At 66.7% G+C, this 22,987-nt stretch carries 18 protein-coding genes, 2 tRNA genes and 2 pseudogenes; 12 read left to right on the top strand and 10 right to left on the bottom strand.

The genetic code is table 11. From position 1 onward, the window contains the following. The first annotated feature begins 26 nt into the window (after positions 1–26). From tatC to AQY21_RS24075, 3 genes are all read left to right on the top strand, one after another. On the top strand, positions 27–899 hold the full coding sequence (gene tatC, locus AQY21_RS24085; RefSeq protein WP_058100125.1) for a twin-arginine translocase subunit TatC: 873 nt from the start codon (positions 27–29) through the stop codon (positions 897–899). After that, positions 892–1,734 (top strand): ATP-binding protein, encoded by an 843-nt coding sequence (locus tag AQY21_RS24080; protein ID WP_058100124.1) that lies wholly within the window; start codon positions 892–894, stop codon positions 1,732–1,734. The genes tatC and AQY21_RS24080 overlap by 8 nt, the downstream gene beginning before the upstream one ends. A 216-nt stretch (positions 1,735–1,950) precedes the next feature. Then, positions 1,951–2,027 (top strand) — tRNA-Met (locus tag AQY21_RS24075). Between the two features lie 213 nt (positions 2,028–2,240). Here the strand turns inward: AQY21_RS24075 and AQY21_RS29110 are convergent. Then, positions 2,241–2,405 carry a hypothetical protein gene (locus tag AQY21_RS29110; RefSeq protein WP_161906109.1) on the bottom strand — a complete coding sequence of 55 codons (165 nt, stop codon included), beginning with the start codon at positions 2,403–2,405 and terminating at the stop codon, positions 2,241–2,243. Positions 2,406–2,567: 162 nt separating this feature from the next. On the opposite strand from AQY21_RS29110, the gene AQY21_RS24065 reads away from it, so the two are divergent. Continuing rightward, complete coding sequence (locus AQY21_RS24065; protein WP_058100122.1) at positions 2,568–3,251, top strand: hypothetical protein; 684 nt, start codon at positions 2,568–2,570, stop codon at positions 3,249–3,251. An 83-nt stretch (positions 3,252–3,334) separates the two neighbouring features. After that, positions 3,335–4,966 carry an acyl-CoA dehydrogenase family protein gene (locus AQY21_RS24060; RefSeq protein ID WP_058100121.1) on the top strand — a complete coding sequence of 544 codons (1,632 nt, stop codon included), beginning with the start codon at positions 3,335–3,337 and terminating at the stop codon, positions 4,964–4,966. Positions 4,967–4,972: 6 nt separating this feature from the next. On the opposite strand, the gene AQY21_RS24055 is transcribed toward AQY21_RS24060, so the two are convergent. The 8 genes from AQY21_RS24055 to thrS all read right to left on the bottom strand — a co-directional run bounded on the left by AQY21_RS24055 (position 4,973) and on the right by thrS (position 14,957). Beyond that, positions 4,973–5,902 carry a DNA/RNA non-specific endonuclease gene (locus tag AQY21_RS24055; RefSeq protein ID WP_058100120.1) on the bottom strand — a complete coding sequence of 310 codons (930 nt, stop codon included), beginning with the start codon at positions 5,900–5,902 and terminating at the stop codon, positions 4,973–4,975. Continuing rightward, complete coding sequence (locus tag AQY21_RS24050) at positions 5,902–6,156, bottom strand: hypothetical protein (protein ID WP_152988332.1); 255 nt, start codon at positions 6,154–6,156, stop codon at positions 5,902–5,904. Before AQY21_RS24050 ends, AQY21_RS24055 begins: the two co-directional genes overlap by 1 nt. 19 nt (positions 6,157–6,175) lie before the next feature. Beyond that, a complete protein-coding gene (locus tag AQY21_RS24045; protein WP_238986892.1) occupies positions 6,176–7,723 on the bottom strand; it encodes a S8 family serine peptidase in 1,548 nt (515 codons plus the stop codon). A 100-nt stretch (positions 7,724–7,823) separates the two neighbouring features. Next, entirely contained in the window at positions 7,824–10,088 is a 2,265-nt protein-coding gene (locus tag AQY21_RS24040; protein WP_058100117.1) for an adenosylcobalamin-dependent ribonucleoside-diphosphate reductase, read from the bottom strand. Between the two features lie 167 nt (positions 10,089–10,255). After that, the gene (locus tag AQY21_RS24035) at positions 10,256–10,912 is read right to left on the bottom strand and encodes a DsbA family oxidoreductase (protein WP_058100116.1); all 657 of its coding nucleotides are present in this window, start codon (positions 10,910–10,912) and stop codon (positions 10,256–10,258) included. Then, positions 10,909–12,369, bottom strand: a complete 1,461-nt coding sequence (locus AQY21_RS24030; RefSeq protein ID WP_058100115.1) for a class I adenylate-forming enzyme family protein — start codon at positions 12,367–12,369, stop codon at positions 10,909–10,911. Before AQY21_RS24030 ends, AQY21_RS24035 begins: the two co-directional genes overlap by 4 nt. Positions 12,370–12,577: 208 nt before the next feature. Beyond that, a complete protein-coding gene (locus AQY21_RS24025; RefSeq protein WP_011747293.1) occupies positions 12,578–12,784 on the bottom strand; it encodes a cold-shock protein in 207 nt (68 codons plus the stop codon). 226 nt (positions 12,785–13,010) lie between these two features. Next, positions 13,011–14,957 carry a threonine--tRNA ligase gene (thrS, locus tag AQY21_RS24020; RefSeq protein WP_058100114.1) on the bottom strand — a complete coding sequence of 649 codons (1,947 nt, stop codon included), beginning with the start codon at positions 14,955–14,957 and terminating at the stop codon, positions 13,011–13,013. A gap of 169 nt (positions 14,958–15,126) precedes the next feature. Between thrS and AQY21_RS24015 the strand changes: the two genes are divergently transcribed. Next, positions 15,127–15,876: a carboxylesterase gene (locus tag AQY21_RS24015; RefSeq protein ID WP_058100113.1), complete on the top strand. Its 750-nt coding sequence runs from the start codon at positions 15,127–15,129 to the stop codon at positions 15,874–15,876. A 42-nt stretch (positions 15,877–15,918) separates the two neighbouring features. Here AQY21_RS24015 and phaZ read toward each other — a convergent pair whose 3' ends face one another. After that, positions 15,919–17,262 carry a polyhydroxyalkanoate depolymerase gene (phaZ, locus tag AQY21_RS24010; RefSeq protein ID WP_058100112.1) on the bottom strand — a complete coding sequence of 448 codons (1,344 nt, stop codon included), beginning with the start codon at positions 17,260–17,262 and terminating at the stop codon, positions 15,919–15,921. A 113-nt stretch (positions 17,263–17,375) separates the two neighbouring features. On the opposite strand from phaZ, the gene phaC reads away from it, so the two are divergent. The 6 genes and pseudogenes from phaC to AQY21_RS23980 form a co-directional block, all read left to right on the top strand. Next, positions 17,376–19,727, top strand: a complete 2,352-nt coding sequence (gene phaC / locus AQY21_RS24005; RefSeq protein ID WP_082658253.1) for a class I poly(R)-hydroxyalkanoic acid synthase — start codon at positions 17,376–17,378, stop codon at positions 19,725–19,727. Positions 19,728–19,840: 113 nt separating this feature from the next. Then, positions 19,841–20,314, top strand: coding sequence for a phasin (locus AQY21_RS24000; RefSeq protein ID WP_058100111.1), 474 nt, complete (start codon positions 19,841–19,843; stop codon positions 20,312–20,314). A 180-nt stretch (positions 20,315–20,494) separates the two neighbouring features. Further along, positions 20,495–21,082 (top strand): polyhydroxyalkanoate synthesis repressor PhaR, encoded by a 588-nt coding sequence (phaR, locus tag AQY21_RS23995; protein WP_058100110.1) that lies wholly within the window; start codon positions 20,495–20,497, stop codon positions 21,080–21,082. Positions 21,083–21,132: 50 nt separating this feature from the next. Continuing rightward, a tRNA-Ser gene (locus AQY21_RS23990) sits at positions 21,133–21,222 on the top strand. 388 nt (positions 21,223–21,610) lie between these two features. Continuing rightward, positions 21,611–22,512 (top strand): annotated as a pseudogene (locus AQY21_RS23985) (DUF3883 domain-containing protein). A gap of 235 nt (positions 22,513–22,747) precedes the next feature. Then, positions 22,748–22,987 (top strand): annotated as a pseudogene (locus tag AQY21_RS23980) (transposase); the annotation flags it as partial.

Raw genomic sequence — 22,987 nt, 5'->3', positions numbered from 1 at the left:
TGACATGAGAGGCCGCTTCCGTGGCGATGAAATCTGCCAAGCCGGACGATATTGACGACACCTCCGCCCCGCTGATCGAGCATCTGGCCGAGCTGCGCACGCGGCTGATCTGGTCGGTCCTCGCCTTCGTCGTGGCGATGGTGCTGTGCTATTTCGTCTGGAACCCGATCTTCGATTTCCTGACCCAGCCGATCTGCCAGGCGCTGGAAAAGCGCGACCAGGCTTGCGGGCTCATCCTGCTGAAATTGCAGGAGGGCTTCTTCGTTGCCATGCGCATCGCCTTTTTCGGCGGTTTCGTGCTGGCTTTTCCGGTGGTCGGCTATCAGCTTTGGCGCTTTGTCGCGCCGGGGCTTTACCGCAGCGAAAAGAACGCGCTGCTGCCCTTTCTGATCGCCTCGCCGGTGATGTTCCTGATCGGCGCGGCCTTTGCCTATTACATCATCCTGCCCTGGGCCTTCGATTTCTTCCTGGGCTTCCAGCAGGGGCCGCTGGTGCAGCCCGCCGATCCGGCGGCGGCGCAGGGCGCCGGTCAGGCGGTGGCCGCCAATCCGGCCGCGCCCGCGGCCGAACAGCCTTGGGCCGGCATCGTCTTTCAGGGCTCGGTCGAGGAATATCTGAGGCTGACGACCAAGTTCATCCTGGCCTTTGGTCTGTCCTTCCAGCTGCCGGTGGCGCTGACGCTGATGGGCAAGGCGGGGCTGGTGTCCTCGGAGGGGCTGGGCAGCGTGCGGCGCTATGCCGTTGTGGTGATCCTGATCCTGGCCGCCATGGTTACGCCGCCCGACGTCATCAGCCAGATCGTGCTGTTCTCGGTGATCTATGGGCTTTACGAGGTGTCGATCTTCCTCGTGCGCCGGATCGAGAAGAAGCGCGAACTGGAGGAGCAGGCCGATGTCTGAGCAAGCCCTGCTGCGCATCGCCGCGGCGCTGGAGCGCCTCTCGCCGCCGCCGGCGTCCGAGCCGAGTTTCACCGAGGCGACGGCCTATGTCTGGCAACCCGATCCCGACAGGCTGGAGCCGGTCGCCGAAGTCAACCGCGTCGATCTGGTGCAGCTGATCGGCATCGACCGCGCCCGCGACACGCTGCTGGCCAACACGCTGCAATTCGCCCGCGGTCATGCGGCGAACAACGCGCTGCTCTGGGGCTCGCGCGGCATGGGGAAAAGCTCGCTGGTCAAGGCCGTGCATGCCGAGGCGGTGCGCCAAGGCCTGCCCCTGGTGCTGGTCGAGATCGCGCGCGAGGATCTGGGCTCGGTCGGGCGGTTGCTGGCGATCCTGGGCCGGGCGAGGGACCGCCGTTTCGTACTGTTCTCGGACGACCTGTCCTTCAGCCATGACGACACGCAATACAAGTCGCTCAAGGCGGTGCTGGACGGCGGCATTTCGGGCCGGCCGGCGAATGTGATCCTTTACGCCACCTCGAACCGGCGGCACCTGATGCCGCGCGACATGATCGACAACGAGCGCTCGACCGCCATCCATCCCGGCGAGGCGGTCGAGGAAAAGGTCTCGCTCTCGGATCGCTTCGGGCTGTGGCTGGGCTTCCATCCCTGCTCGCAGGACGAATACCTGGCCATGGTGCGCGGCTATTGCGACGCCTATGGCTTGCAGGTCCCCGAGGAGCAGTTGCGTGCCGAGGCGATCGAATGGCAGGCGACGCGCGGCTCGCGCTCGGGCCGGGTGGCCTGGCAGTTCTTTACCGATCTGGCCGGGCGCCACGGCATCTCGGTCTGATCCTTCGCGGCGGGACGGGCGGGGGCCTTGGCCGGGGCTCGGTCGCGCCAGGTTTCCTTGGGTATTTGGGCAACGGTGAAGGCCGGTGGCGGGCTGTCCCGGTCGCGGGCCTGGCTCTGGGGCGGGGGCGAGCGGCGGCGGGGCAAAAACTTTGACAAAGCTGCTTTCGGCCCCTTGACGCCCCCCGCCGCGCACCGTAAATCGCACGCACTCCGTGGCGGAGTAGCTCAGCTGGTTAGAGCAGAGGAATCATAATCCTTGTGTCGGGGGTTCAAATCCCTCCTCCGCTACCACTTCCCCTTATAAAAGAGTGATCTTGCTAGGAGTTTTTCCTAGCAGACGGCTTTCGCTGCCTGGATGGCTGCCGAGCGGTGGCGGCTTTCGTGGCCTATAAGCCCACACGGGCGGCGTTGCCCGTCCCTGCGGGGGCCGCAAGCAGGTGCAAAGGCGGGCGATAGCTGCATCATCATGCACCCAGGGGCTGCGCCTGCGATGGCGAGGGAGCGTCACAAGGGGCGGTAGACCGCGATCAGCGCAACCATCACCCAAAGTGCCACCGCCGCGGCCATACCACCAAGCCCAAAGGCCAGGAGACGGATTGTTCCCTTGCGGTCGAGACCGACAAGGAACGCGGCAAGCGCCGTCATGGACAAGAAAAGCGTGGTTCCCATGCGGGCTAGCTTAAAGCGCCCACCCCGCCAAGGGCAGCCATGTGCGAATCGCACGGCTCGTTCCTGCCCAAACGGCCCCAGCGGATGCGCAAGGTTTTGCTCGGACTGGTCGCGTGAACCTTGATGGATTAATGGTCTTGAGGAACGATTTTTCAGGACGCAATGACCGACGACCCCCTCATTCTCAAGCAGATTTCCGAAGGGCGTGACAGCACAAGGGCTTATTTGCACATCGGCAAGACGGGCGGGACGACCTTCCGGGCAGCCGCCGAAAGGGTCGCTTCATCCGAGCCGTCTCGCGTGCCGCTGATCTTTCATCATGACTGGACCGTGCCAAAGATCAGGGCGGCGTTTCCCGGTATCAAGATATCCTTCGTCTTGCGCGATCCGCTGGAGCGCATCGTCAGCGGGTTCATGTCGCGCCTGCGGCAAGGGCGCCCGACATATCAAAGCCCCTGGACTGTGGAGGAGGCCACGGCCTTTCTGTACTTCAGGGACGCGCGCAGCTATCTTGATGCGATACTGTCGGCGGGGGAATATGAAATGTCCGCCGTCGATTTTGCCACCAGGTCAATCGCTCATATCCGGCGCGGCTATCGCTTTCACATCCCCAACACCGGCACGGCATCGAAATGGCTTGGTTCCGTTGGAACCTTGGCGAGTCTGGAGCATTTTGCACAGCAGCTGCTGGGCTGTCCTGGGGAGTTGGGGCATGCGCATGGCAATCCGGTTCCGGCCGACGATGTCCTGAAAAGCTACCAAGCCGATGAGCTCGACCGGCTTCGTCAGCACTTTGCGCAAGAATACCAGGTGTTTGACGATGTGATGAGGGCTGCCGGCCTATAGATCGGGATCACTGCCGACGGACTCGCGATAGGCGGGGGTTCCGGGCTAGGATCGGACAGCAGGGAAAGGGGAGGGTTCCGGCGATGCATCTCGATCCGACGGCCGATCTGGGAACGCATGAAGTCCTGAACCAGCCGGCGGACCCCGGCGACCGCGACCTGTGGCGCGATGACCCCGCCCTGCGCGCGATGCTGGAGGCGGGCGGTGTGCAGGTCGAGGGACTGGCCCGTTATGGCGCATTCCTGGGCCGGGCCGAGGCGCGTGAGGCGGCGCGGGATGCGAATCGCTTTCCGCCCGAACTGAGGCTGTTCGACAGCGGCGGCAGGCGGCTGGACGAGCTGCGTTTTCATCCCGCCTGGCACCGCTTCATGCGCGATTCCACCGCCGCTGGCTATCATTCGGTGGCATGGGAGGGAGGGCCGGCCGGCCATCTGACCCATGCTGCCATGGTCTATCTGGCCAGCCAGGTCGAGCCGGGCCATTGCTGCCCCCTGACCATGACCTATGCCGCTGTCCCGGTGGTTTCGGCGGCCGGCCATCTGCCCGGCGACTGGCGCGCGGCGCTTTTGTCGCGGCGTTACGACCCGGCGGTGCGGCCGCTGGCGGCCAAGCAGGGCGCGACGCTGGGCATGGCGATGACGGAAAAGCAGGGCGGTTCCGATGTCCGCGCCAACACCACGCGGGCCGAACGCGACGGCGGCGCCTGGCGGCTGACCGGGCATAAATGGTTCTGCTCGGCGCCGATGTCGGACGGCTTCCTGACGCTGGCGCAGAGCGGGCGCGGGCTGACCTGCTTTCTGGTGCCGCGCTGGCTAGAGGGGGGGCGCAACGCCATCCGCATCCAGCGCCTCAAGGACAAGCTCGGCAACCGCTCGAACGGCTCGGCCGAGATCGAATACCAGCGCGCCCTGGCCTGGCAGATCGGCGAGGAGGGCGACGGCATCCGCACCATCGTCGAGATGGTGCATCACACGAGGCTCGATACCGCCATGGCGCCGGCCGGGCTGATGCGGGCGGCGCTGCGCGAGGCGCATCACTGGGCCGCCCATCGCAGCGCCTTTCAGCGCCGGCTGATCGACCAGCCCCTGATGCGGGCGGTGCTGGCCGATCTGGTGCTGGACTGGCAGGGCTGCCTGGCGCTTGGCCTGCATGTCGCCGCCAGCTTCGACGGCCGCGGCGCCGAGGATCGGGCCTTTGCCCGCATCGGCGTGGCGCTGGCGAAATACCTGTCGAACAAGCTTTGCCCCCAGGTCGTCGCCGAGGCGATGGAGGTGCTGGGCGGCATGGGCTATGTCGAGGACACGCCCCTGCCGATGCTTTACCGCGAGGCGCCGCTGAACGGCATCTGGGAAGGCTCGGGCAACGTGATCTGCCTCGATGCGCTGCGCACGCTGGCGCGCGAGCCCTTGGCGGCCGAGATGCTGGCGGCGCGGCTGGATGCCGCCATGGGGCAGGAGCCGGCCTATGACGCCGCGCTGGCCGCGCATCGCGACCGCTGGGCGGGGGGCGTGCCCGAGGCCGAGGCGCGCTGGTTCGTCGAGCGTAGCGCCCTGCTGCTCGCCGCCGCCGTGCTGCTGGCTCAGGGCGATGCCGATCTGGCCGGGGCCTTCGTGCGCACGCGCCTTGGCGCAGAGCGGGGCCGCACGCCGGGCGCCATCCCCGTCACCCTGGCCGAGCCTATCCTGGCGCGGGGGTTTCTTCCGGTGGCGGAGTGATGCCGGTCAGCGCGACAGGTAGAAATCCGCGGCCCTGCCGACGGCGATTTCCATGTCGGGCGAGGCGCCGGCCATCACGTCCAGTTCGGCATAGGCGGCAAGATCCAGCCCGCTTTCCTGCGCGATGGCGCGGATCGGCACCTGGCTGTCGCGGAAATCGCCGAAGACGACGCGCCCGCCCGCCGGCCGGGGCAGGTAATCCATTTGCGAGCGCCGATAGCCGATGGTGGTCAGCTCCCCCGTCCCGGCATGGACGAAGACCAGGATCTTCCAGAAGGCGGTGGGGATCCGGCGGTTGTAATAGACCGGATCCTGGTCCGAGAGCATGGGGCCGGTGATGACCGTCACCTTCAGATTGGCGCGGTCGGTATTGTCCAGGACGTAATCTTCGAGCGCGAGCCAGACGCCGCCGTTGAAGCCCTGCCGCTGCGGAGCGGCGTTGGTGATGTGGAAGGTGTCGGCATCGGCCTGGCGCGCGATTTCCGGCGGGCCCCAGTTCGGGTCCTCGCGCCGGGTCATGTGGCCGCGGCTGAACAGGCCCTGCCGGTCGTGGCCATAGCCTTCGCGCAGGTTCTGCACCTGCGGGTCGATGCGCGGGTCGCGGCGCCAGACGTCGCTGCGCGGCACGTTGCGGTCTGACCGGCTGCCGTCGATGTTGCAGGCGCTGCAAAGCGGCAGGGCGCGCGAACGCGACATGCGGACCGAGAAATGGGTATAGCGGATCTCGGTCTCGTCCCGGCCCGGATGCCGGGCCTCGGGGACCAGGCCGACCAGGTCATCCGCCCAGCGGCCCGGGCCGGGCAGGGGCAAGGGGTGGTCCGGCAAGACGAAGCCCGGGTCGTAGCCCGGGCGGTCGTCATAGCTTTCCAGCGGCAGCAGCGCCTCGCTCACCCGCAGCGGGTCCAGCCCGGCGGGCGGACCGAAGCCGTGCCGCATCAGCGCAGCTGCGCCTTGTGCGGGGGATTGAGCCGGAAGATCTTTTCCTGCGCCAATTGCCAATGCGCAAGATCGCCCAGGCATTTGCGCACCTCGGTCATGCTGCCCTTGACCCGGATGGTGCCCGGCACGACCTCTTCGGCGGGCAGCGGCTTCAACTGGTCCAGCACCTCGGCGGTTTCCTCGCGGCTGGGGTCGCGGTCATCGGAATAGACGAGCACGCAGCTCGGGGACTTCTTGTGTTGCGCCTTCATGGTCATCACCTCTGGGCCATCATCTCTGGTCGATCAGGCCGGCGCCTTCGTATTCGGGGCCGAAACCGATCGGAACGGCGTGGCTGTTCGCCATCTTCATAATGTCGTCAGAACGCTGCTGGTTGCGCTCTGCCGAAAGGATCTCGGGGGTGCGGGACAGCAATCGCGCCACCAGCCCGGCCACGGCGGGACAGGCCATCGAGGTGCCGTCCATCACCCCTTTCGAGGTCTTGTTGACCCAAGATATAATCCCCACCCCCGGTCCGATAAAGTCCACTTCCGGGCCGATATTGCTGAATCTGGCAAAAAAGCGGTCCTGGATGGGGGCAGGGTCGTCTGCGACGTTCCGGCCGGTGATCGCGCCCTCGGGCCAGGCGTCCAGCATGCCGCCGGCCGAAACCGCCGCCACCACGCCCGAGCGCGCCGGGTATGAGACGGGCGACATGTAGTCGTTGCCGGCCGCCGCGATGCAGACCACGCCCATGGCGCGCGCCCGCCGCACCTCGCGCGAGATCGAAATCGGCTCCGAGGACTGGCCGAGGCTCAGGTTGATGATGTCGCAGCCGTCCTCGATCGCCTGGCGGATGGCGCGGGCGATGGCGAATTCGCTGGCCCCGCCGTCGCCCTTTTCGAAAACGCGATAGGAATGCAGCACGACCGCGGGCGCGACCCGCGCCACGATGCCGGCGACATGGGTGCCATGGCCGGTGCCGTTGTCGAACCATTCGTCGGCGGGTTCGGTGCCGGTGGTGTTCAGCCCGCGTTCCAGGTTCAGTCCCTTGGCGGGATCGACGCCGGTATCGACGATGGCGACCCTGACGCCGCGGCCGTCGGGTTTTTTCGCCGGCGCCAGCATCCGCTCCAGCCCGTCCTGGAAATCCGCCTGGATCGGCACCAGCGACAGAGTCAGCTCGGTCAGGCCCTCCTCCTTGACAGGGATGTTCTCGTCCCCGCCGGGCCAATGGTCGGAGAAGGGCTGGCAGATCACCGCGTCGATCCGGGTCTGGCCGGCGGGCAAAGGCGTGCGGAACCGGCCGTCCTTGTCCGTCACCGCATCCGAGATGCCGAAGCCGCGCCGGCTGTCCAGCACCACCACCACCGAGACCCCGGCGACCGGCTTGCCGCTGGCCGCATCGACGCAGCGCAGCTCAAGCTCCTTGGCCGAGCGGAAGGCGGCGGGCTTCGCCTCCTTGCGGATGATGTTCATCTGGCCGTAGCGCAGCGGATAAAGCCGCAACTCACGCCGCACGCGCAGCCCGGGATAGGCGCGTTGCAATTCGCGCGCCTGCTCGGGTGTCATGCTGACGAGCGATGCCTCGTTCTCGCCGATCGAATCGAGCAACCGGATGCGGCCGACCTCGGTGTCCAGCAGCCGCAGGCGCGGCCGCACCGCCGGCGCCGATCCCTCGCAGGCGCCCTGCGCCGTGCTGCTTGCCGGCTTTGCGCCGGCTGCGCGGAACAGCTGCCGATGCATGGCACGAAACAGTCGGAAACTGGTGGTCTCCATGCTGTCGTTGAAGACGTTGTCGTCGGGGACGATCACATAGCGGGCGGTCTTTCGGGACATGCGCATCTGCTCCTTCCTGCAATCACAAGGCTACACCTTTGACGCAGTTTCGCCAGATGCGGTTTGCGGCCCGGCAGAAAGATGCGCCGGGCCGCGCCGGTCAGCCGCATTTCGAATGGCCGCAGGAGGGGCAGGTCATGCAGCCCTCGATCATGCGCATGCCGTATTGGCCGCAAGCCGGGCAGGCCGGACCGCGCGGGCGTTCGCCCACCGCCATCACTTCGGCCTTGGGATCGGATTTCAGCCCCATGCCCTCGCCGGCCAGGAAGCCGGTGGCGATCATGTGCCGCTCGATCACCCCGCCGATGGCGGCGAGAATCGAGGGCACGTAGCGCCCCTCGATCCAGGCGCCGCCGCGCGGGTCGAAGACCGCCTTCAACTCCTCGACCACGAAGGACACGTCGCCGCCGCGCCGGAACACGGCCGAGATCATCCGCGTCAGCGCCACGGTCCAGGCGAAATGCTCCATGTTCTTCGAGTTGATGAACACCTCGAACGGCCGGCGATGCCCGCCCTGCACGATGTCGTTGATGGTGATGTAGATCGCATGCTCGCTGCCGGGGAATTTCAGCTTGTAGGTCGCGCCCTCCAGCGCCGCCGGCCGCTCCAGCGGCTCGGTCAGGTAGACCACGTCGGCGCCCTTGTCGGCTTGCGGCGCGGCATCGGTCTTTTCGCTGACCGACAGGACCGAGCCGGTGACGTCGTTCGGGCGATAGGTGGTGCAGCCCTTGCAGCCCTTGTCCCAGGCGGCCAGGTAGACGTCCTTGAAATCCTCGAAGGAAATGTCCTCGGGGCAGTTGATGGTCTTGGAGATCGAGCTGTCCACCCATTCCTGCGCCGCCGCCTGCATCGCGACATGGTCCAGCGGTGCCAGGGTCTGGGCGTTGACGAAACAATCGGGCAGGGGCGCGTCGCCCTTCAGGTCGCGCCACATCTGCACGGCGTAATCGACGACCTCTTCCTCGGTGCGCGAGCCGTCCTTTTGCAGCACCTTGCGGGTATAGGCATAGGCAAAGACCGGCTCGATGCCCGAGCTGACATTGCCGGCATAGAGGCTGATCGTCCCGGTCGGCGCGATGCTGGTCAGCAGCGCGTTGCGGATGCCGTGTTGCGCCACCGCCTCGCGCAGATCCGCATCCATGCGCTGCATGAAGCCCGAAGCGAGGTATTTCTTCGCATCGAACAGCGGGAAGGCGCCCTTTTCGCGGGCGAGATCGACCGAGGCGAGATAGGCGGAACGCGCGATGGCCTTCATCCAGGCCCGCGTCTGCTCGACCGCATCCGCCGCGCCATAGCGCAGGCCCAGCATCAGCAGCGCATCGGCCAGCCCGGTGACGCCCAGGCCGATGCGGCGCTTGGCCTGCGCCTCGGCCGCCTGCTGGGGCAGCGGGAATTTCGAGGCGTCGACGACGTTGTCCATCATCCGCACCGCGGTGCGGACCAGTTCGTCCAGCGCCTCGGGGTTCAGGCGCGCATCGGCGGTGAAGGGCGCCTCGACCAGCCGGGCCAGGTTGACCGAGCCCAGGAGGCAGGCGCCATAGGGCGGCAGGGGCTGTTCGCCGCAGGGATTGGTCGCCGCGATGGTCTCGGCATAGTTCAGGTTGTTCTGCTGGTTGATGCGGTCGATGAAGATCACGCCCGGTTCGGCATAGTCATAGGTCGCGCGCATGATGCGGTTCCACAGGTCGCGCGCCCGCACGGTGTGATAGACCTTGCCGTCGAATTGCAGGTCCCAGGAGGCATCCGCCTTGACCGCCTGCATGAAGGCGTCCGTCACCAGCACCGACAGGTTGAACATGCGCAGCCGGGCGCTGTCCTGCTTGGCCTCGATGAAGGCCTCGATGTCGGGATGGTCGCAGCGCATGGTGGCCATCATCGCGCCGCGGCGCGAGCCCGCCGACATGATGGTGCGGCACATGGCGTCCCAGACATCCATGAAGGACAGCGGCCCCGAGGCGTCGGCGGCCACGCCCTTCACCTCGGCGCCGCGCGGGCGGATGGTGCTGAAGTCATAGCCGATGCCGCCGCCCTGCTGCATGGTCAGCGCGGCCTCCTTGAGCATGTCGAAGATGCCGGCCATGCTGTCGGGGATCGTGCCCATGACGAAGCAGTTGAACAGCGTCACCTCGCGCCCGGTGCCGGCGCCGGCCAGGATGCGGCCGGCGGGCAGGAACTTGAAATCCTCCAGCGCGGCATAGAAGCGGTCCTCCCACAGCGCCGGCTCCTTCTCGACGCGGGCGAGGTCGCGGGCGACGCGGCGCCAGCTGTCCTCGACCGACAGGTCGATCGGCTGGCCCTCGGCGTCCTTGAGCCGATACTTCATGTCCCAGATCTGCTCGGCGATAGGGGCGGAGAATCGGCTCATGGCGGGCGTCCTTGGCTAGGGTCGGAATCGGGGCGAGCGGGTCTTATACAGCCGCGCCCGCCCGGTTGGAGTCGGAAAAACATGAGAGGTATGAATATAGGCGAAACCGGCGCCGATTTCCAGATCTTGCGGGCGCGCGCACGGCCCGCGCAACCTGTGGGGGCAGGCTATTGCTGCCCGCCGGCCAGCTCGTCGATGACGTTCTGCCACAGGCTGGCCGGCTGCGCGCCGGTCACGACATGGGTGTCGGCGACGATGAAGGTCGGCACCGAGTTGATGCCGCGTTGCCGGGCATGCAGCTCGCGGCTGGCGATCTGGTCGCGGTCCTCGGCCGTGGCGAGCAGGCGGCGGATCATCCGGCCGTCCATCCCGGCCTTCTCGCCGATCTCGACCAGAACGTCCGGGTTCGAGATGTTCCGGCCCTCGCGCCAATGCGCCCGCATCAGGCCGGACATGACCGGGGTCTGCACGCCCTCAAGCCCGGCCCAGTAGAGCAGGCGGTGGGCGTCGAGCGTGTTCGGCACCCGCTCGATCAACGAGGGGTTGATCCACAGGCCCAGCCGCTCGCTGGCCTCCATCACCGGCTTCATGGCGGCGATGATGCCCTTCTCGTCGGTGAATTTCATCTTCATGTAGGCGACGTAATCCATCCCGGCCTGCGGCATCTGCGGATCGAGGCGAAAGGGCTGCCAGGTGATGGCGAAGGGGTGGGCGGGGCGGCTTTCCAGCGCCCGGTCCAGCTCGGCCTTGCCGATCAGGCACCAGGGGCAGACCGGGTCGGCGAAGATGTCGAGGCGGATCTGGCCGGGAAGCGGTTCGGTCATGGCTGGTCCTTGCGATGGGCCTCGCGCAGGGCGCGGCGGTTGATCTTGCCCGTCGGCGTGCGGGGCAGGGCGGGCAGGCGGATGTATTCGCGCGGCTGCTTGTAACGCGCCAGCCGCGCCTCGGCTTGCTGCCGCATCGCCTCGGCCGTGGCGGGGCCGGTCCAAAAGGCGGCGATGATGCTCGTGCCGGGTCCCACCGGCAGCTCGGCGGCGGCGACGTCGCCGGCGTCGGGCAGGGCGGAAAGCGCGTCCTCGACCTCGCCCGGCGCGACGCGGAAGCCGCCGGCATTCATCATGTCGTCGGCGCGGCCCAGGGTGCGGATCGCGCCCTCGGGCGTGGCCTCGGCAAGGTCGCCGGTCAGGAACCAGTCGCCCCGGAAGCGGGCGGCGGTCTCCTCGGGCTGGTCGAGATAGCCCAGGAACAGGCCGGGGTCGGAGCGGTGCACGGCCAGGATGCCGGGGCCTTGGCCCGGTGCGCCGCTATCGTCGAGGATGGCGATGCGCCGGCCGGGCTGGGGGAAGCCGGCCGTGCCCTCGGGCGCCGGCCTGGCCGGGCTGCCGGACAGGAAGGTCGAGCATTCCGACATGCCCATCGCCTCGTGCAGGTCGGCGCCGGTGCGCGCCTGCCAGTCGCGGCGCAATCCGGGATCGAGCCGCTCGCCGGCGGTGAGACCATGGCGCAGCCCGGCCCAGGGCCTCCAGTCGGCGCGCAGCATGCGGCGAAAGACGCCGGGCGCGGCGGCGAGGATGGTGGCGCCGTGGCGGGCGGCGATCAGCGGGATCTGTTCGGGCGCGACGCCTTCGGCCGGGATCAGCGCCGTGGCGCCGACGGTCCAGGGGTCCATGAGCCCGGTGCCGAGGGTGAAGGTCCAGTTGAAGGCGCCGGCATGCAGCAGCCGGTCCTGGGCGGTGAGGCCATACCAGCCGTCGAACATCATCCGGCGGGCAAGGATGGCGCGATGGGCGTGGCAGACGGCGCGCGGCTGGCCGGAGGTGCCCGAGGTGAAGACGATATAGGCCAGGTCGTCGGGCGCGGCCTGTGCGAATTCGACCGGCGGCAGCGCGGCGAAATCGGCGAGCCGGGCGGCGTCCAGCACCGGTGCCGGATGGTCGGGCAGGGCGATGCCCTGGTCGGCGACGATCATCGCCGGGCGGATCGCGGCGGCGATCTTGCCGATCTCGGGCGCGGTCAGCATCGGCGAGGTCGGGACCGGCACGATACCGGCGGCGATGGCGCCGAGATAGGTCACCGGGAAGCCGGGATTGTTGCCCAGCCGCATCAGCAGCCGGTCTCCGGGTTCGAGGCCGGATTGCAGAAGGCCGGTCGCGGTGCCCAGCACCGCCTGGCGCAGCCGGGCATGCGACCAGCGGTCGGCACGGCCGAGGCCCAAGACCGACATGGCCAGCTTGTCCGGCATGGCAAGCCCCGCGCGCAGCACATGTTCGGCCAGGTTCATTCCGTCGCCCCGTTTCGGTTCCGGGCTTCGAGATAGTGGCTTGCGGCGAAGGTGGGAAGGGGGCTCTGCCCCCCGCGAGGCCGGCCCCTCGACGGGGCAGGCCTCGCGTCCCCCGGGATATTTGGACACGGAAGAAGCCGGAGGGGGGCGAATGAAAACGGCCGGCGCCTTGCGGGGCCGGCCGGTTCCAATTCCGGGTGCTGCCGAATCAGAGCAGCTTCAGATCCGAGGCCGAGCTGCGGCCATCGCGGCCCGATTGCAGTTCGTAGGCGATCTTCTGATTGTCGTTCAGGCCGGTCAGGCCGGCACGCTCGACCGCCGAGATATGGACGAACACGTCCTTGCCGCCGTCATCGGGCGCGATGAAGCCATAGCCTTTGGTGGCGTTGAACCATTTTACGGTGCCGGTAGCCATTTTACCGTCTCTCCTTCAAGTCTCCCGGGGCGAGATTGCGCCCGGGCCGTGCAGCCCTTTCCCGTCAAGTCCGGCTGCCCCGTGAAGGGAGGCGGTAGAAAGTCGTGCTCACGCGGACGAGAGGATGAACGATTCGCTGAAAAACGCAAGCACGAATGCATCGCGCAAGATGACGTAGGGTCATCTTGCGCGTTCGCATCGGCAAATTGTCGCCAAACCGGGGCGCTTAGCGCAGATCCGGCGGGGTGGCCTCGGCCCGCAGCATGGCGATGGCCGATTCGAGCCCGTGGCTTTCGCTGCCCTGGCGGTCGAGCCGGCGGATCGAGACGCTGCGCTCCTCGACCTCCTTCAGGCCCGCGGCCATGATGACCGGCACCTTGCCGACCGAATGCTCGCGCACCTTGTAGTTGATCTTTTCGTTGCGGATGTCGGCCTCGGCCCGTAGCCCGGCCGCGCGCAGGGCGGCCACGACCTCGTGGACGTAATCGTCGGCGCCCGAGACGATCGAGGCGACCACCACCGGGCGCGGTGCCAGCCACAAGGGCAGTTTGCCGGAATAGTTCTCGATCAGGATGCCGATAAAGCGTTCGAAGCTGCCCAGCACGGCGCGGTGCAGCATGACCGGCATGTGCTTCGCCCCGTCCTCGCCGACATATTCCGCCTCGAGCCGCTGCGGCAGGTTGAAGTCGCATTGGAAGGTGCCGCATTGCCATTCGCGGCCGATGGCGTCGGTCAGCTTGAAGTCGAGCTTCGGCCCGTAGAAGGCGCCGTCGCCGGGATTGACCTCATAGGGCAGGCCCAGATGCTCGATGGCGCCTTTCAGCGCCGCCTCGGCCTTGTCCCAGATCTCGTCGCTGCCCACGCGCACGTCGGGGCGGGTCGAGAGCTTGATGTCGAATTTCTCGAAGCCGAGATCCTTGTAGACCGAGGACAAAAGCCCGATGAAGCCGGCGCATTCCGCCTCGATCTGGTCCTCGGTGCAGAAGATATGCGCATCGTCCTGGACGAAGCCGCGCACCCGCATCAGCCCGTGCATCGCGCCCGAGGGTTCGTAGCGGTGGCAGGAGCCGAATTCGGCCAGCCGCAGCGGCAGGTCGCGATAGGATTTCAGGCCCTGATTGTAGACCTGCACATGGCAGGGGCAGTTCATCGGCTTGAGCGCGTTGATGCGCTTTTCCTTGGCGCCTTCCTCGTCCACCTCGACGATGAACATGTTCTCGCGATAGGCTTCCCAATGGCCGGATTTCTCCCACAGGATGCGGTCCACGACCTGGGGTGTCTTGATTTCCTTGTAATCGGCGCGGATCAGCCGGCGGCGCATATAGGCCTCCAGCTCGCGATAGATCGACCAGCCGTTCGGGTGCCAGAACACCATACCCGGCGCTTCCTCCTGGAAATGGAAGAGTTCCATTTCCTTGCCCAGCTTGCGGTGGTCGCGCTTGGCAGCCTCCTCCAGCATGGTCAGATGCGCCTTGAGGTCGTCGCGGTTGCGGAAGGCCACGCCGTAGATGCGTTGCAGCATCGGCCGCGAGGCGTCGCCCAGCCAATAGGCGCCGGCGACATGGGTGAGCTTGAAGGCATCGGCCGGCACCTGGCCGGTATGTTGCAGATGCGGGCCGCGGCAGAGGTCCTGCCAGTCGCCATGCCAATACATCCGCAGGTCCTCGCCCTCGGGGATGCGGTTCACCAGCTCGACCTTGAAGGGCTCGTTCCGGTCCTCGTAATAGGCCAGCGCGCGGGCGCGGTCCCAGACCTCGGTGCGGACCGGGTCGCGGGCGGCGATGATCTGCTTCATCCGCGCCTCGATCTTGCCCAGATCCTCGGGGGTGAAGGGCTCGGCGCGGTCGAAGTCGTAGAACCAGCCCTGGTCGCGCACCGGGCCGATGGTGACCTTCACGTCCGGCCAGAGCTCCTGCACCGCGCGGGCCATGATATGGGCGAGGTCGTGGCGGATCAGCTCCAGCGCCGGCTCGCTGTCCTTCATGGTGTTGATGGCGATGCGGCCGCTGGCCGTGATCGGCCATTGCAGGTCGATATGCCGCCCGTCGAGGCTGGCGGAGATGGCGTTTTTCGCCAGGCTGGGGGCGATGGAGGCCGCGACCTCGGCCGCGGTCACGCCGGCGGGATAGTCGCGCGCATTGCCATCGGGAAAGGTCAGGGAGATCTGGGACATGGAGTCCTCCTCGTCGGTTTGGCGCCCACGGAACGCCCGGTTGCGGGTATGTCGCGCGGGTGTGGCGCGATTGCCGGGCGTTGTCAATGCGGCTAGGGTCGCGGGGGGCTTTGCGCCCCCCGTCGCGCGAGGCGCGACTCCCCCCGCAGAGTATTTGGGAAACGGAGAAATGACGCAGTTTCTGGAAGGGCCGCAGGGGCGGCGCATCGCCTATGAGCGGATCGAGGGGCAGGGGCCCGGCGTGGTGTTCCTGGGCGGTTTCAGGTCGGACATGCAGGGCACCAAGGCGCTGTGGCTGGAGGATTGGGCACGGGCGCGGGGCCAGGCCTTCCTGCGCTTCGACTATTCGGGCCATGGCGAATCCTCGGGCGCCTTCGAGGAGGGCTGCATCGGCGACTGGTTCGCCGATGCCATGGCCGCGATCCGGGGGCTGACCGAGGGGCGGCAGGTGCTGGTCGGTTCCTCGATGGGCGGCTGGATCGGGCTGCTGCTGGCGCGGACCATTCCCGAGCGGTTGGCCGGGCTGGTTACGGTGGCGGCGGCGCCGGATTTTACCGAGCGCGGCTATTGGGCGGGGTTCTCGAATGCCGAGCGCGCGGCGCTGCTGGAACGGGGCCGGGTCGAGCAGCCCAGCGATTACGACGACGAGCCCTATGTCATCACCCGCCAGCTGATCGAGGACGGGCGCGACCATCTGGTGCTGGACCAGCCCTTGCCACTGTCCTTCCCGGTGCGCTTCCTGCAAGGCACCGAGGATGCCGACGTGCCGATGTCCTGGGCGCTGGATCTTCTGGCCCATGCGAGCGGCGAGGACATGCGGCTGACCCTGGTCAAGGGCGCCGATCACCGGTTCTCGACCCCCGATTGCCTGGCGCTGATCGGCGCGGCGCTGGAGGAGGTGCTGGCGCGGGCGGCGTGAAAGGGGGCGCGGCCGGCGGGCCGCGCCTTGTTTCCGCGGGGGTCAGACGGCGATCTTGGCGTCGCGCTCGGAGAGGCTGATCACCCCGCCTTCGACCGGCTCGGGACCGCGGCGGCGACGCTTGCGTGGGCCGGCAGGCTGGATCTGCTCATCGATGAAGTCCAGCACCAGCGGGCGGATGTTCAGCCGCCAGCTCTTGCCGGCGAAGATGCCGTAATGGCCGGCGCCGGGTTCCAGATGCTGGGTCTTGCGGGTTTCCGGCACCCCGGTGCAGAGCGCCAGCGCCGCGACGCATTGGCCGGGGGCCGAGATGTCGTCATTGGCGCCCTCGACCGTCATCACCGCGACATCGGTGATCTTGCCCAGGTCGACCGGCTTGCCGTTCACGGTGAAGCGGTTCTGCGCGATCTCCCGCTCCTTGAAGATGCGTTCGACCGTCGAAAGGTAGAATTCGGCGGTCATGTCCATCACGGCGAGATATTCGTCGTAGAAGGTGTTGTGCTTGTCGCCTTCGGACGCCTGGCCGCGGGCCTCGGCGAAGATCTTGTCGAGGAAGGCCTTGGCATGCGTCTCGGCATTCATGGCGATGAAGGAGCTGAGTTGGGCCAGGCCCGGATAGACCATGCGCCCGGCGCCGCGATACTTGAAGCCGACCTGCTGGATCATCAGGTAGTCCAGCTCGCCCATGGTGATGCGGTTGCCGAAATCGGTCACCTCGGTCGCCGCCGCGTCGGGGTCGATCGGGCCGCCGATCAGGATCAGCGAGCGCGGCTGGGCCTTGGGGTCCTCCTCGGCCAGCAGCGCGGTCGCGGCCAGGGCCAGCGGGGCCGGCTGGCACACGGCGATCACATTGGTGTCGGGGCCGAGATGGCGGATGAAATCGACCAGATACTGGGTGTAATCGTCGATGTCGAACTTGCCGCAGCTGACCGGGATGTCACGGGCATTGTGCCAATCCGTCACATAGACTTCGCAATCGGGCAGCAATGATGTGACCGTGGTGCGGAGGAGAGTGGCATAATGGCCCGACATCGGTGCGACCAGCAGAACCTTGCGCGCCTGGGGCGCGCGGCGGGCGACGCGGAAATGTACGAGATCGCCGAAGGGGCGCTCGATCACCGGCTCGACATAGACGACATGGTCCTGGCCGTCTTCGGAGACGATGGGCGGGATTTCCCAGTCCGGCTTGATGACCATGCGCGCAAAGCTGCGTTCGGTCACCCGGCCCCAAGCCGACATCAGCTTGAACAGGGGATTCGGCAGCAAGGCGAAGGCCGGGTAGGAGGCGAGCGCCCGCGCGCTGGCGCCCATCCATTCGTTGGTGTTGCGGATCGTCTCCATCGCGTCGTAGGAGATGATCCCTCTCAAGCCCTTATAGGTCGTCATTCCAACCTTCTCCCATGAACCCGCCGGATTCGGCCTTGCCAGGGAAGGACACGGCTTTACCTGCGTATTGCGCTGAGCATAATGCTTTTACGGTTCAGGGAGGATTGTCAATTATGGCGGGCAAGGACGAAAGATCGGAAGCGGGTGGCGCGGGCGACGCTGCGGCCAAGCCGCGCGGGGGTCGCGGGACGGCAGCAGGTGGCCGCTCTGCGGCGAAGGCGGCGAAGCAGGATCCGGCCCCGGCCGATGCGGAAAAGCCGGCGCGCGCCCGCCGGGCGAAGGCCGCCCCCGCAGCAGAGGCGCCGCAGGAGCCGGTGGCGCCGGCCGAGCCCAAGGCGGCCGCCAAGCCGGCGCGCGCCAGGACCGCCGCCGACAAAGCCGCTACGGCCAAGCCTGTCGTGAAATCGGGCAAGCGCAAGCCCGTGTCGCGGGCGCGTGCGGCCAGCCGCAACGATCCGCGCCCCGGGCCGCGCCGCAAGCCCTCTGCCAAGGCCGCCGCCAAGGCGCAGGCCGAGTCGGCCTCGCTCAGCGCCGTCGACGAGGCGCTGCGCCCACTGGGCGCCGTCGGTCCGGGCGCCGTGCCGCCCAGGGCCGCGCCTGTCGCCACGCCGCCCGCCGCGGCCGCGACCGGACAGCCCGCCGGGTCCGCTGCCGAGCCCTCCGCGCCTGCCGCTGTCACCACCACCTTTGCCGAGGCGGCATTCGGGGTCGGCAGCCGTCTTCCCGAGCAACTGGCCCAGAACATCGAACGCATCGAAACGCTGACCCAGCGCCTGGTCAGCGCGCTGGCCAAGCGCCGTCCGCACAGCCCCGGCGTCGAGATGCCCGGCCCCGACCTGTTCGCCACCGCGACCAGCGCGTGGCTCAAGCTCTTGGCCGAGCAGCCCGAGCGCGTGCTCGGCCAGCAGGTCAGCTATTGGGGCGAGACGCTGCGCCATTTCGCCGAGGTCCAGGCCGCCCTTGCCCGCGGCACGCTGACGCCGCCGCCCAGCGAGGGCCCCAGGGACCGGCGCTTCTCGAACCCGCTGTGGGAGGCGCATCCCTTCTTCAACTTCGTCAAGCGGCAATACCAGATCAACGCCCAGGCGCTGCAAGAGGCGGCCAGCGCGCTCGACCTGCCCGAGATGAGCGACCGGCGCCGGATCGAATGGTTCACCCGCCAGATGATCGACATGATGGCGCCGACGAACTTCCTGGCCACCAACCCCGACGCGCTGGAAAAGGCGCTGGAGACCGAGGGCGAGAGCCTGGTCAGGGGGCTGGAGAACCTGGTGCGCGATGTCGAGCAGAACAATGGCGAGCTGATCGTTTCGCTGGCCGACCGCGAGGCCTTCCGCGTGGGCGAGAACATCGGCACCAGCGAGGGCACGGTGGTCGCGCGCACCAAGCTCTACGAGCTGATCCAGTACAAGCCGACCACCGGGCAGGTGCACGAGATCCCGCTGGTGCTCTTTCCGCCCTGGATCAACAAATTCTACATCCTCGACCTCAAGCCGCAGAACAGCCTTATCAAATGGATCGTCGATCAGGGCCATACCCTGTTCGTGGTGGCTTGGAAGAACCCCGATCCCAGCTATGGCGACACCGGCATGGACGATTACGTCTCCGCCTATCTGGAGGTGATGGACCGGGTGCTGGACCTGACCGATCAGAAAAAGCTGAACGTGGTCGGCTATTGCATCGCCGGCACCACGCTGGCGCTGACGCTGTCGCTGCTGAAGCAGCGGGGCGACGACCGGGTGAACTCGGCCACCTTCTTCACCGCCCTGACCGATTTCGCCGATCAGGGCGAGTTCACCGCCTATCTGCAAGAGGATTTTGTCTCGGGCATCGAGGAGGAGGCGGCGCGGACCGGCGTGCTCGGCGCGCAGCTGATGACGCGCACCTTCAGTTTCCTGCGTGCCAACGACCTGGTCTGGGGGCCGGCGATCCGCAGCTACATGCTGGGCGAGACGCCGCCCGCCTTCGACCTGCTGTTCTGGAACGGCGACGGCACCAACCTGCCCGGACGCATGGCGGTGGAATATCTGCGCGGCCTGTGCCAGCAGAACCGCTTCGTCAGGGAGGGGTTCGACCTGATGGGCCATCGCCTGCATGTTCGCGATGTGACCGTGCCCCTTTGCGCCATCGCCTGCGAGACCGACCACATCGCCCCCTGGCGCGACAGCTGGCGCGGCGTGGCGCAGATGGGCTCGACCGACAAGACCTTCATCCTGTCCGAATCGGGCCATATCGCCGGCATCGTCAACCCGCCCAGCAAGAAGAAATATGGCCATTATACCTCGGATGCCGGGTTCGAGCAGGGCGAGCAGCACTGGCTCGACAAGGCGCAGCACCACGAGGGCAGCTGGTGGGGCCGCTGGGGTGAATGGCTGGCCCGGCGGGCAGGGGACATGATCGAGGCCCGCGGCCCCGGTGAGGGCTTTGGCCCTGCGCCTGGGCTTTACGTCCACGAGCGGGCATAAAAATTTCTGCACCGCAGCAAGAAAATCTTGCAATGCTGCGGTGCAGAAAGTATATGTTGGTCAGAACAGTTCAACCGGTGCCGAAGCTTCGCGCCGATCCAAGGAGAGAGCACATGGCCAAGACCCCCGACTTTACCAAGACCCTGCAAGAAGTGATGGCGAAATTCCCGGTCGACACCTCGTCGTTCCAGGACGCTTTCAAATCGCAAACCGCGCTGGGCGAAAAGATGGCTCGCGTCGCGCTGGCCGCTGCCGAGCGTTCGACCGAGATCTCGGCCCAGTGGGCCAAGGACACCATCGCCCGCATGGGCGAGCTGACCTCGTCCAAGGAAGAGCCGGCCGAATACGCCAAGGCGCTGAGCGATTTCGCCACCGCCGCCGCCGAGATGGCTGCCGAGCACATGGCCGCCTTTGCCGAAGTGGCGAAGAAGGTCCAGATGGACACCGTCGACCTGATGCTGACCGCCGGCAAGGATCTGGCTGCCGACGCCCAGAAGGCCGCTGAAAAGGCCACCCGCGAGACTCAGGCCGCGGTCAAGAAAGCCGCCGCCGCCGCGACCACGGCCAGCACCGTGACCAAGGCCTGATTTCAGACCTTGACGGTTTCAAGTTAAAGGGGGCAGTTCGCTGCCCCCTTTTCTCATGCCCGCCTCCAAGGCCCTGCCGTTTGCGGCATCTCGGAGGCGGCTTCGGTACAGATTGGCGATTTTCTTTGCATTTTTCCGGGCCATTTCCCATCATGCTGCAAATGCATTGCCGGAGGAGCCATGGCTGAGGCCGAGAACACGACCCCGCTTCTGATCAAGCGCTATGCGAGCCGCCGCCTCTACAACACCGAGACGAGCGATTACGTCACTCTCGAAGATATCGCGGGTTTCATCCGTGCCGGGCGCCAGGTGCGCATCGTCGATCTCAAGACCGGCGATGACCTGACCCGGCAATATCTGTTGCAGATCATCGCCGAGCATGAGGGCCGGGGCGAGAACGTGCTGCCCATCGATGTCTTGATCGACCTGGTGCGCAGCTACACTACCCAGGCGCAATCCGTGGTGCCGCAATTCCTGGCCGCCAGTTTCGAGATGCTGCGCGAGGGCCAGTCCAAGATGATGGAAAACCTGTCGACTTTCCCGAATCCGATGTCCTCGATGCCGGGCTTCGAGGCGCTCCAGCGCCAGCAGCAGTTGTTCTTGAAGGCGATGGCGGCGGGCTGGGGTGCGGGCAGCAGCGGCCCCGACATGGAGGAGATGGAAGGGGAGGAGCCTCGCCGCGCTGGCAAGAAGGGGTCCGAGCCCGAGGACATGGCCGAGATCCGCCGCCAGCTTGCCGAGTTGCAGAAGCGGATTTCGAAGCTTTGAGAGAACTGCGTCTTGCGCCCCGCGGTCCGTCGCGCTAGAGGAACCGCCACGGACGGTTGGCCGAGTGGTCGAAGGCGCACGCCTGGAAAGTGTGTAGGCGGGGAACCGTCTCGAGGGTTCGAATCCCTCACCGTCCGCCACTATCACCCTTTCGAACCCGTTCAGGCCGCTTGCCCGCGGCGGATTTTCTCCCGTTTTCAAAGAGGTTTGCCGGATGGGTGCGAACCGCTGAGACGCGGGTGCGCAGCGATTTCCGTCTCTGAATGGCCTCTCGTCTCTGGTCGGGCGAACCGCGCCGATTTCGGTTCGGTCGAAAATTTTCACGCCTTTCCAATGACCTGACTCGCAGTCCCGCCAAAACTGCGCGCCCTATTTCCATCGCTATCGACCGAAACGGAGACCGAACAAGCAGGAGGCGTATCCAATAGGTACGGTGGCAGAACGGCGCGTAGCGGTGGCGGATCAATCGGCGACGGGCTCAGCGAAGCCATTGATGACAAGAGCACATCGCGCCTCTAGCCTGGCGGCATGGCGAGTGGCCCCTGGACCGATGAAGAGAACGACCTGATCGTCGCGACTTACTTCGCGATGCTGGCCGACGACATCGCCGGGCGCCGCTACAGCAAGGCCGAGCATCGCCGGGCGCTCCTGCCTCTGCTGAACGACCGGTCGGAGGGATCGGTCGAGTTCAAGCACCAGAACATCAGCGCGGTGCTGACGGGGCTCGGCGAGGACTGGATCCCCGGCTACAAGCCCGCCTTCAATTTCCAGATGACGCTGGTCGACGCGGTGGCGCGGTGGCTGGATCTGCATCCGGATTGGCTGGGCCGGTCTCCAGGCATGAGGCCTGCGGACGGCATGCGCGAGGCCGCACGGATCTGGATCGGTCCGCCGCCCACGCTGTCAAACCAGCCTCCGCCGCAGGAGCTGGACCAGATGCTGCACATCACCAGGAAGTTCGACGTGGCAGGCCGGGACGAGCGCAATCGCGTCCTCGGCCGCGCGGGTGAGGAGCGCGTCCTGGCGCACGAGCCTGCCACGCTGAAGGCCGCAGGACGGGATGACCTCGCGCGAAAGGTCCGCTGGGTCTCGGAAGAAGACGGCGATGGCGCGGGCTATGACATCGCCAGCTATGCGCCCGATGGCCGCCTGCGGCTGATCGAGGTGAAGACGACGAACGGTTGGGAACGCACGCCGTCGACCCCGGGAACCTACACAGCCCCTGCTCGGTGAAGACGACGAACGGTTGGGAACGCACGCCGTTCCACATCACGCGGAACGAGCTGGCCGTCGCCGACGAGCGGCGCACGGACTGGTGTCTGTTCCGGATGTGGAATTTCTCGCGCGAGCCGAGGGCCTTCGAGCTCTACCCGCCGCTCGATGCGCATGTCTCGCTGACGCCGACGTCGTTTCAGGCCAGCTTTCACTGAGATCCGGCGGAGCCGGCGTGCCAAGATAGCACGATTCACTTACGCCCGAAGTACTCGTCTTCGGAAAGCCCAATTACTTGATTTTGTCGCGACAGCGCCTCGCGCCAACCAAAGCGAAGTTTCTCGATTAGCGGTTCTCTGCGCCCGAAGATCTCGGAGTTTGTGACCCTTAGGCTCCAGACCCATTGCTTTCAGGCCTTTGGCGTGCTTCAGGCTCCGCAAGGAGAGCTGATCGATGAGCAATCTTTTCTGGCTGAGCGAGGCGCATATGGAGCGGCTACGGCCCTTCTTTCCCAAGAGTATCCGAAGATCAGAAAACAGTCCGGGGGACTGTTTTCCTGAGGATGGGCAAGCCGCGCGTGGATGCCCGGCATGTGCTGAGCGGGATAATCTTCGTCAATCGCAATGGCTTGCGGTGGTGTGACGCGCCGAAGGAATACGGCCCGGCCAAGACCCTCTACAACCGTTGGAAGCG

Source organism: Paracoccus sp. MKU1 (assembly GCF_001447385.1).
In the GTDB taxonomy this organism is placed as follows: Bacteria; Pseudomonadota; Alphaproteobacteria; order Rhodobacterales; family Rhodobacteraceae; genus Paracoccus.
This window is presented reverse-complemented; position numbering and strand designations above follow the sequence as displayed.

What these genes read in the sequence shown, in the direction of transcription:
- tatC (WP_058100125.1), top strand. Translation starts at nt 27, where the DNA reads ATGAAATCTGCCAAGCCGGACGATATTGACGACACCTCCGCCCCGCTG.
- AQY21_RS24080 (WP_058100124.1), top strand. Translation starts at nt 892, where the DNA reads ATGTCTGAGCAAGCCCTGCTGCGCATCGCCGCGGCGCTGGAGCGCCTC.
- AQY21_RS29110 (WP_161906109.1), bottom strand. Translation starts at nt 2,405, where the DNA reads ATGGGAACCACGCTTTTCTTGTCCATGACGGCGCTTGCCGCGTTCCTT.
- AQY21_RS24065 (WP_058100122.1), top strand. Translation starts at nt 2,568, where the DNA reads ATGACCGACGACCCCCTCATTCTCAAGCAGATTTCCGAAGGGCGTGAC.
- AQY21_RS24060 (WP_058100121.1), top strand. Translation starts at nt 3,335, where the DNA reads ATGCATCTCGATCCGACGGCCGATCTGGGAACGCATGAAGTCCTGAAC.
- AQY21_RS24055 (WP_058100120.1), bottom strand. Translation starts at nt 5,902, where the DNA reads ATGCGGCACGGCTTCGGTCCGCCCGCCGGGCTGGACCCGCTGCGGGTG.
- AQY21_RS24050 (WP_152988332.1), bottom strand. Translation starts at nt 6,156, where the DNA reads ATGAAGGCGCAACACAAGAAGTCCCCGAGCTGCGTGCTCGTCTATTCC.
- AQY21_RS24045 (WP_238986892.1), bottom strand. Translation starts at nt 7,723, where the DNA reads ATGTCCCGAAAGACCGCCCGCTATGTGATCGTCCCCGACGACAACGTC.
- AQY21_RS24040 (WP_058100117.1), bottom strand. Translation starts at nt 10,088, where the DNA reads ATGAGCCGATTCTCCGCCCCTATCGCCGAGCAGATCTGGGACATGAAG.
- AQY21_RS24035 (WP_058100116.1), bottom strand. Translation starts at nt 10,912, where the DNA reads ATGACCGAACCGCTTCCCGGCCAGATCCGCCTCGACATCTTCGCCGAC.
- AQY21_RS24030 (WP_058100115.1), bottom strand. Translation starts at nt 12,369, where the DNA reads ATGAACCTGGCCGAACATGTGCTGCGCGCGGGGCTTGCCATGCCGGAC.
- AQY21_RS24025 (WP_011747293.1), bottom strand. Translation starts at nt 12,784, where the DNA reads ATGGCTACCGGCACCGTAAAATGGTTCAACGCCACCAAAGGCTATGGC.
- thrS (WP_058100114.1), bottom strand. Translation starts at nt 14,957, where the DNA reads ATGTCCCAGATCTCCCTGACCTTTCCCGATGGCAATGCGCGCGACTAT.
- AQY21_RS24015 (WP_058100113.1), top strand. Translation starts at nt 15,127, where the DNA reads ATGACGCAGTTTCTGGAAGGGCCGCAGGGGCGGCGCATCGCCTATGAG.
- phaZ (WP_058100112.1), bottom strand. Translation starts at nt 17,262, where the DNA reads ATGACGACCTATAAGGGCTTGAGAGGGATCATCTCCTACGACGCGATG.
- phaC (WP_082658253.1), top strand. Translation starts at nt 17,376, where the DNA reads ATGGCGGGCAAGGACGAAAGATCGGAAGCGGGTGGCGCGGGCGACGCT.
- AQY21_RS24000 (WP_058100111.1), top strand. Translation starts at nt 19,841, where the DNA reads ATGGCCAAGACCCCCGACTTTACCAAGACCCTGCAAGAAGTGATGGCG.
- phaR (WP_058100110.1), top strand. Translation starts at nt 20,495, where the DNA reads ATGGCTGAGGCCGAGAACACGACCCCGCTTCTGATCAAGCGCTATGCG.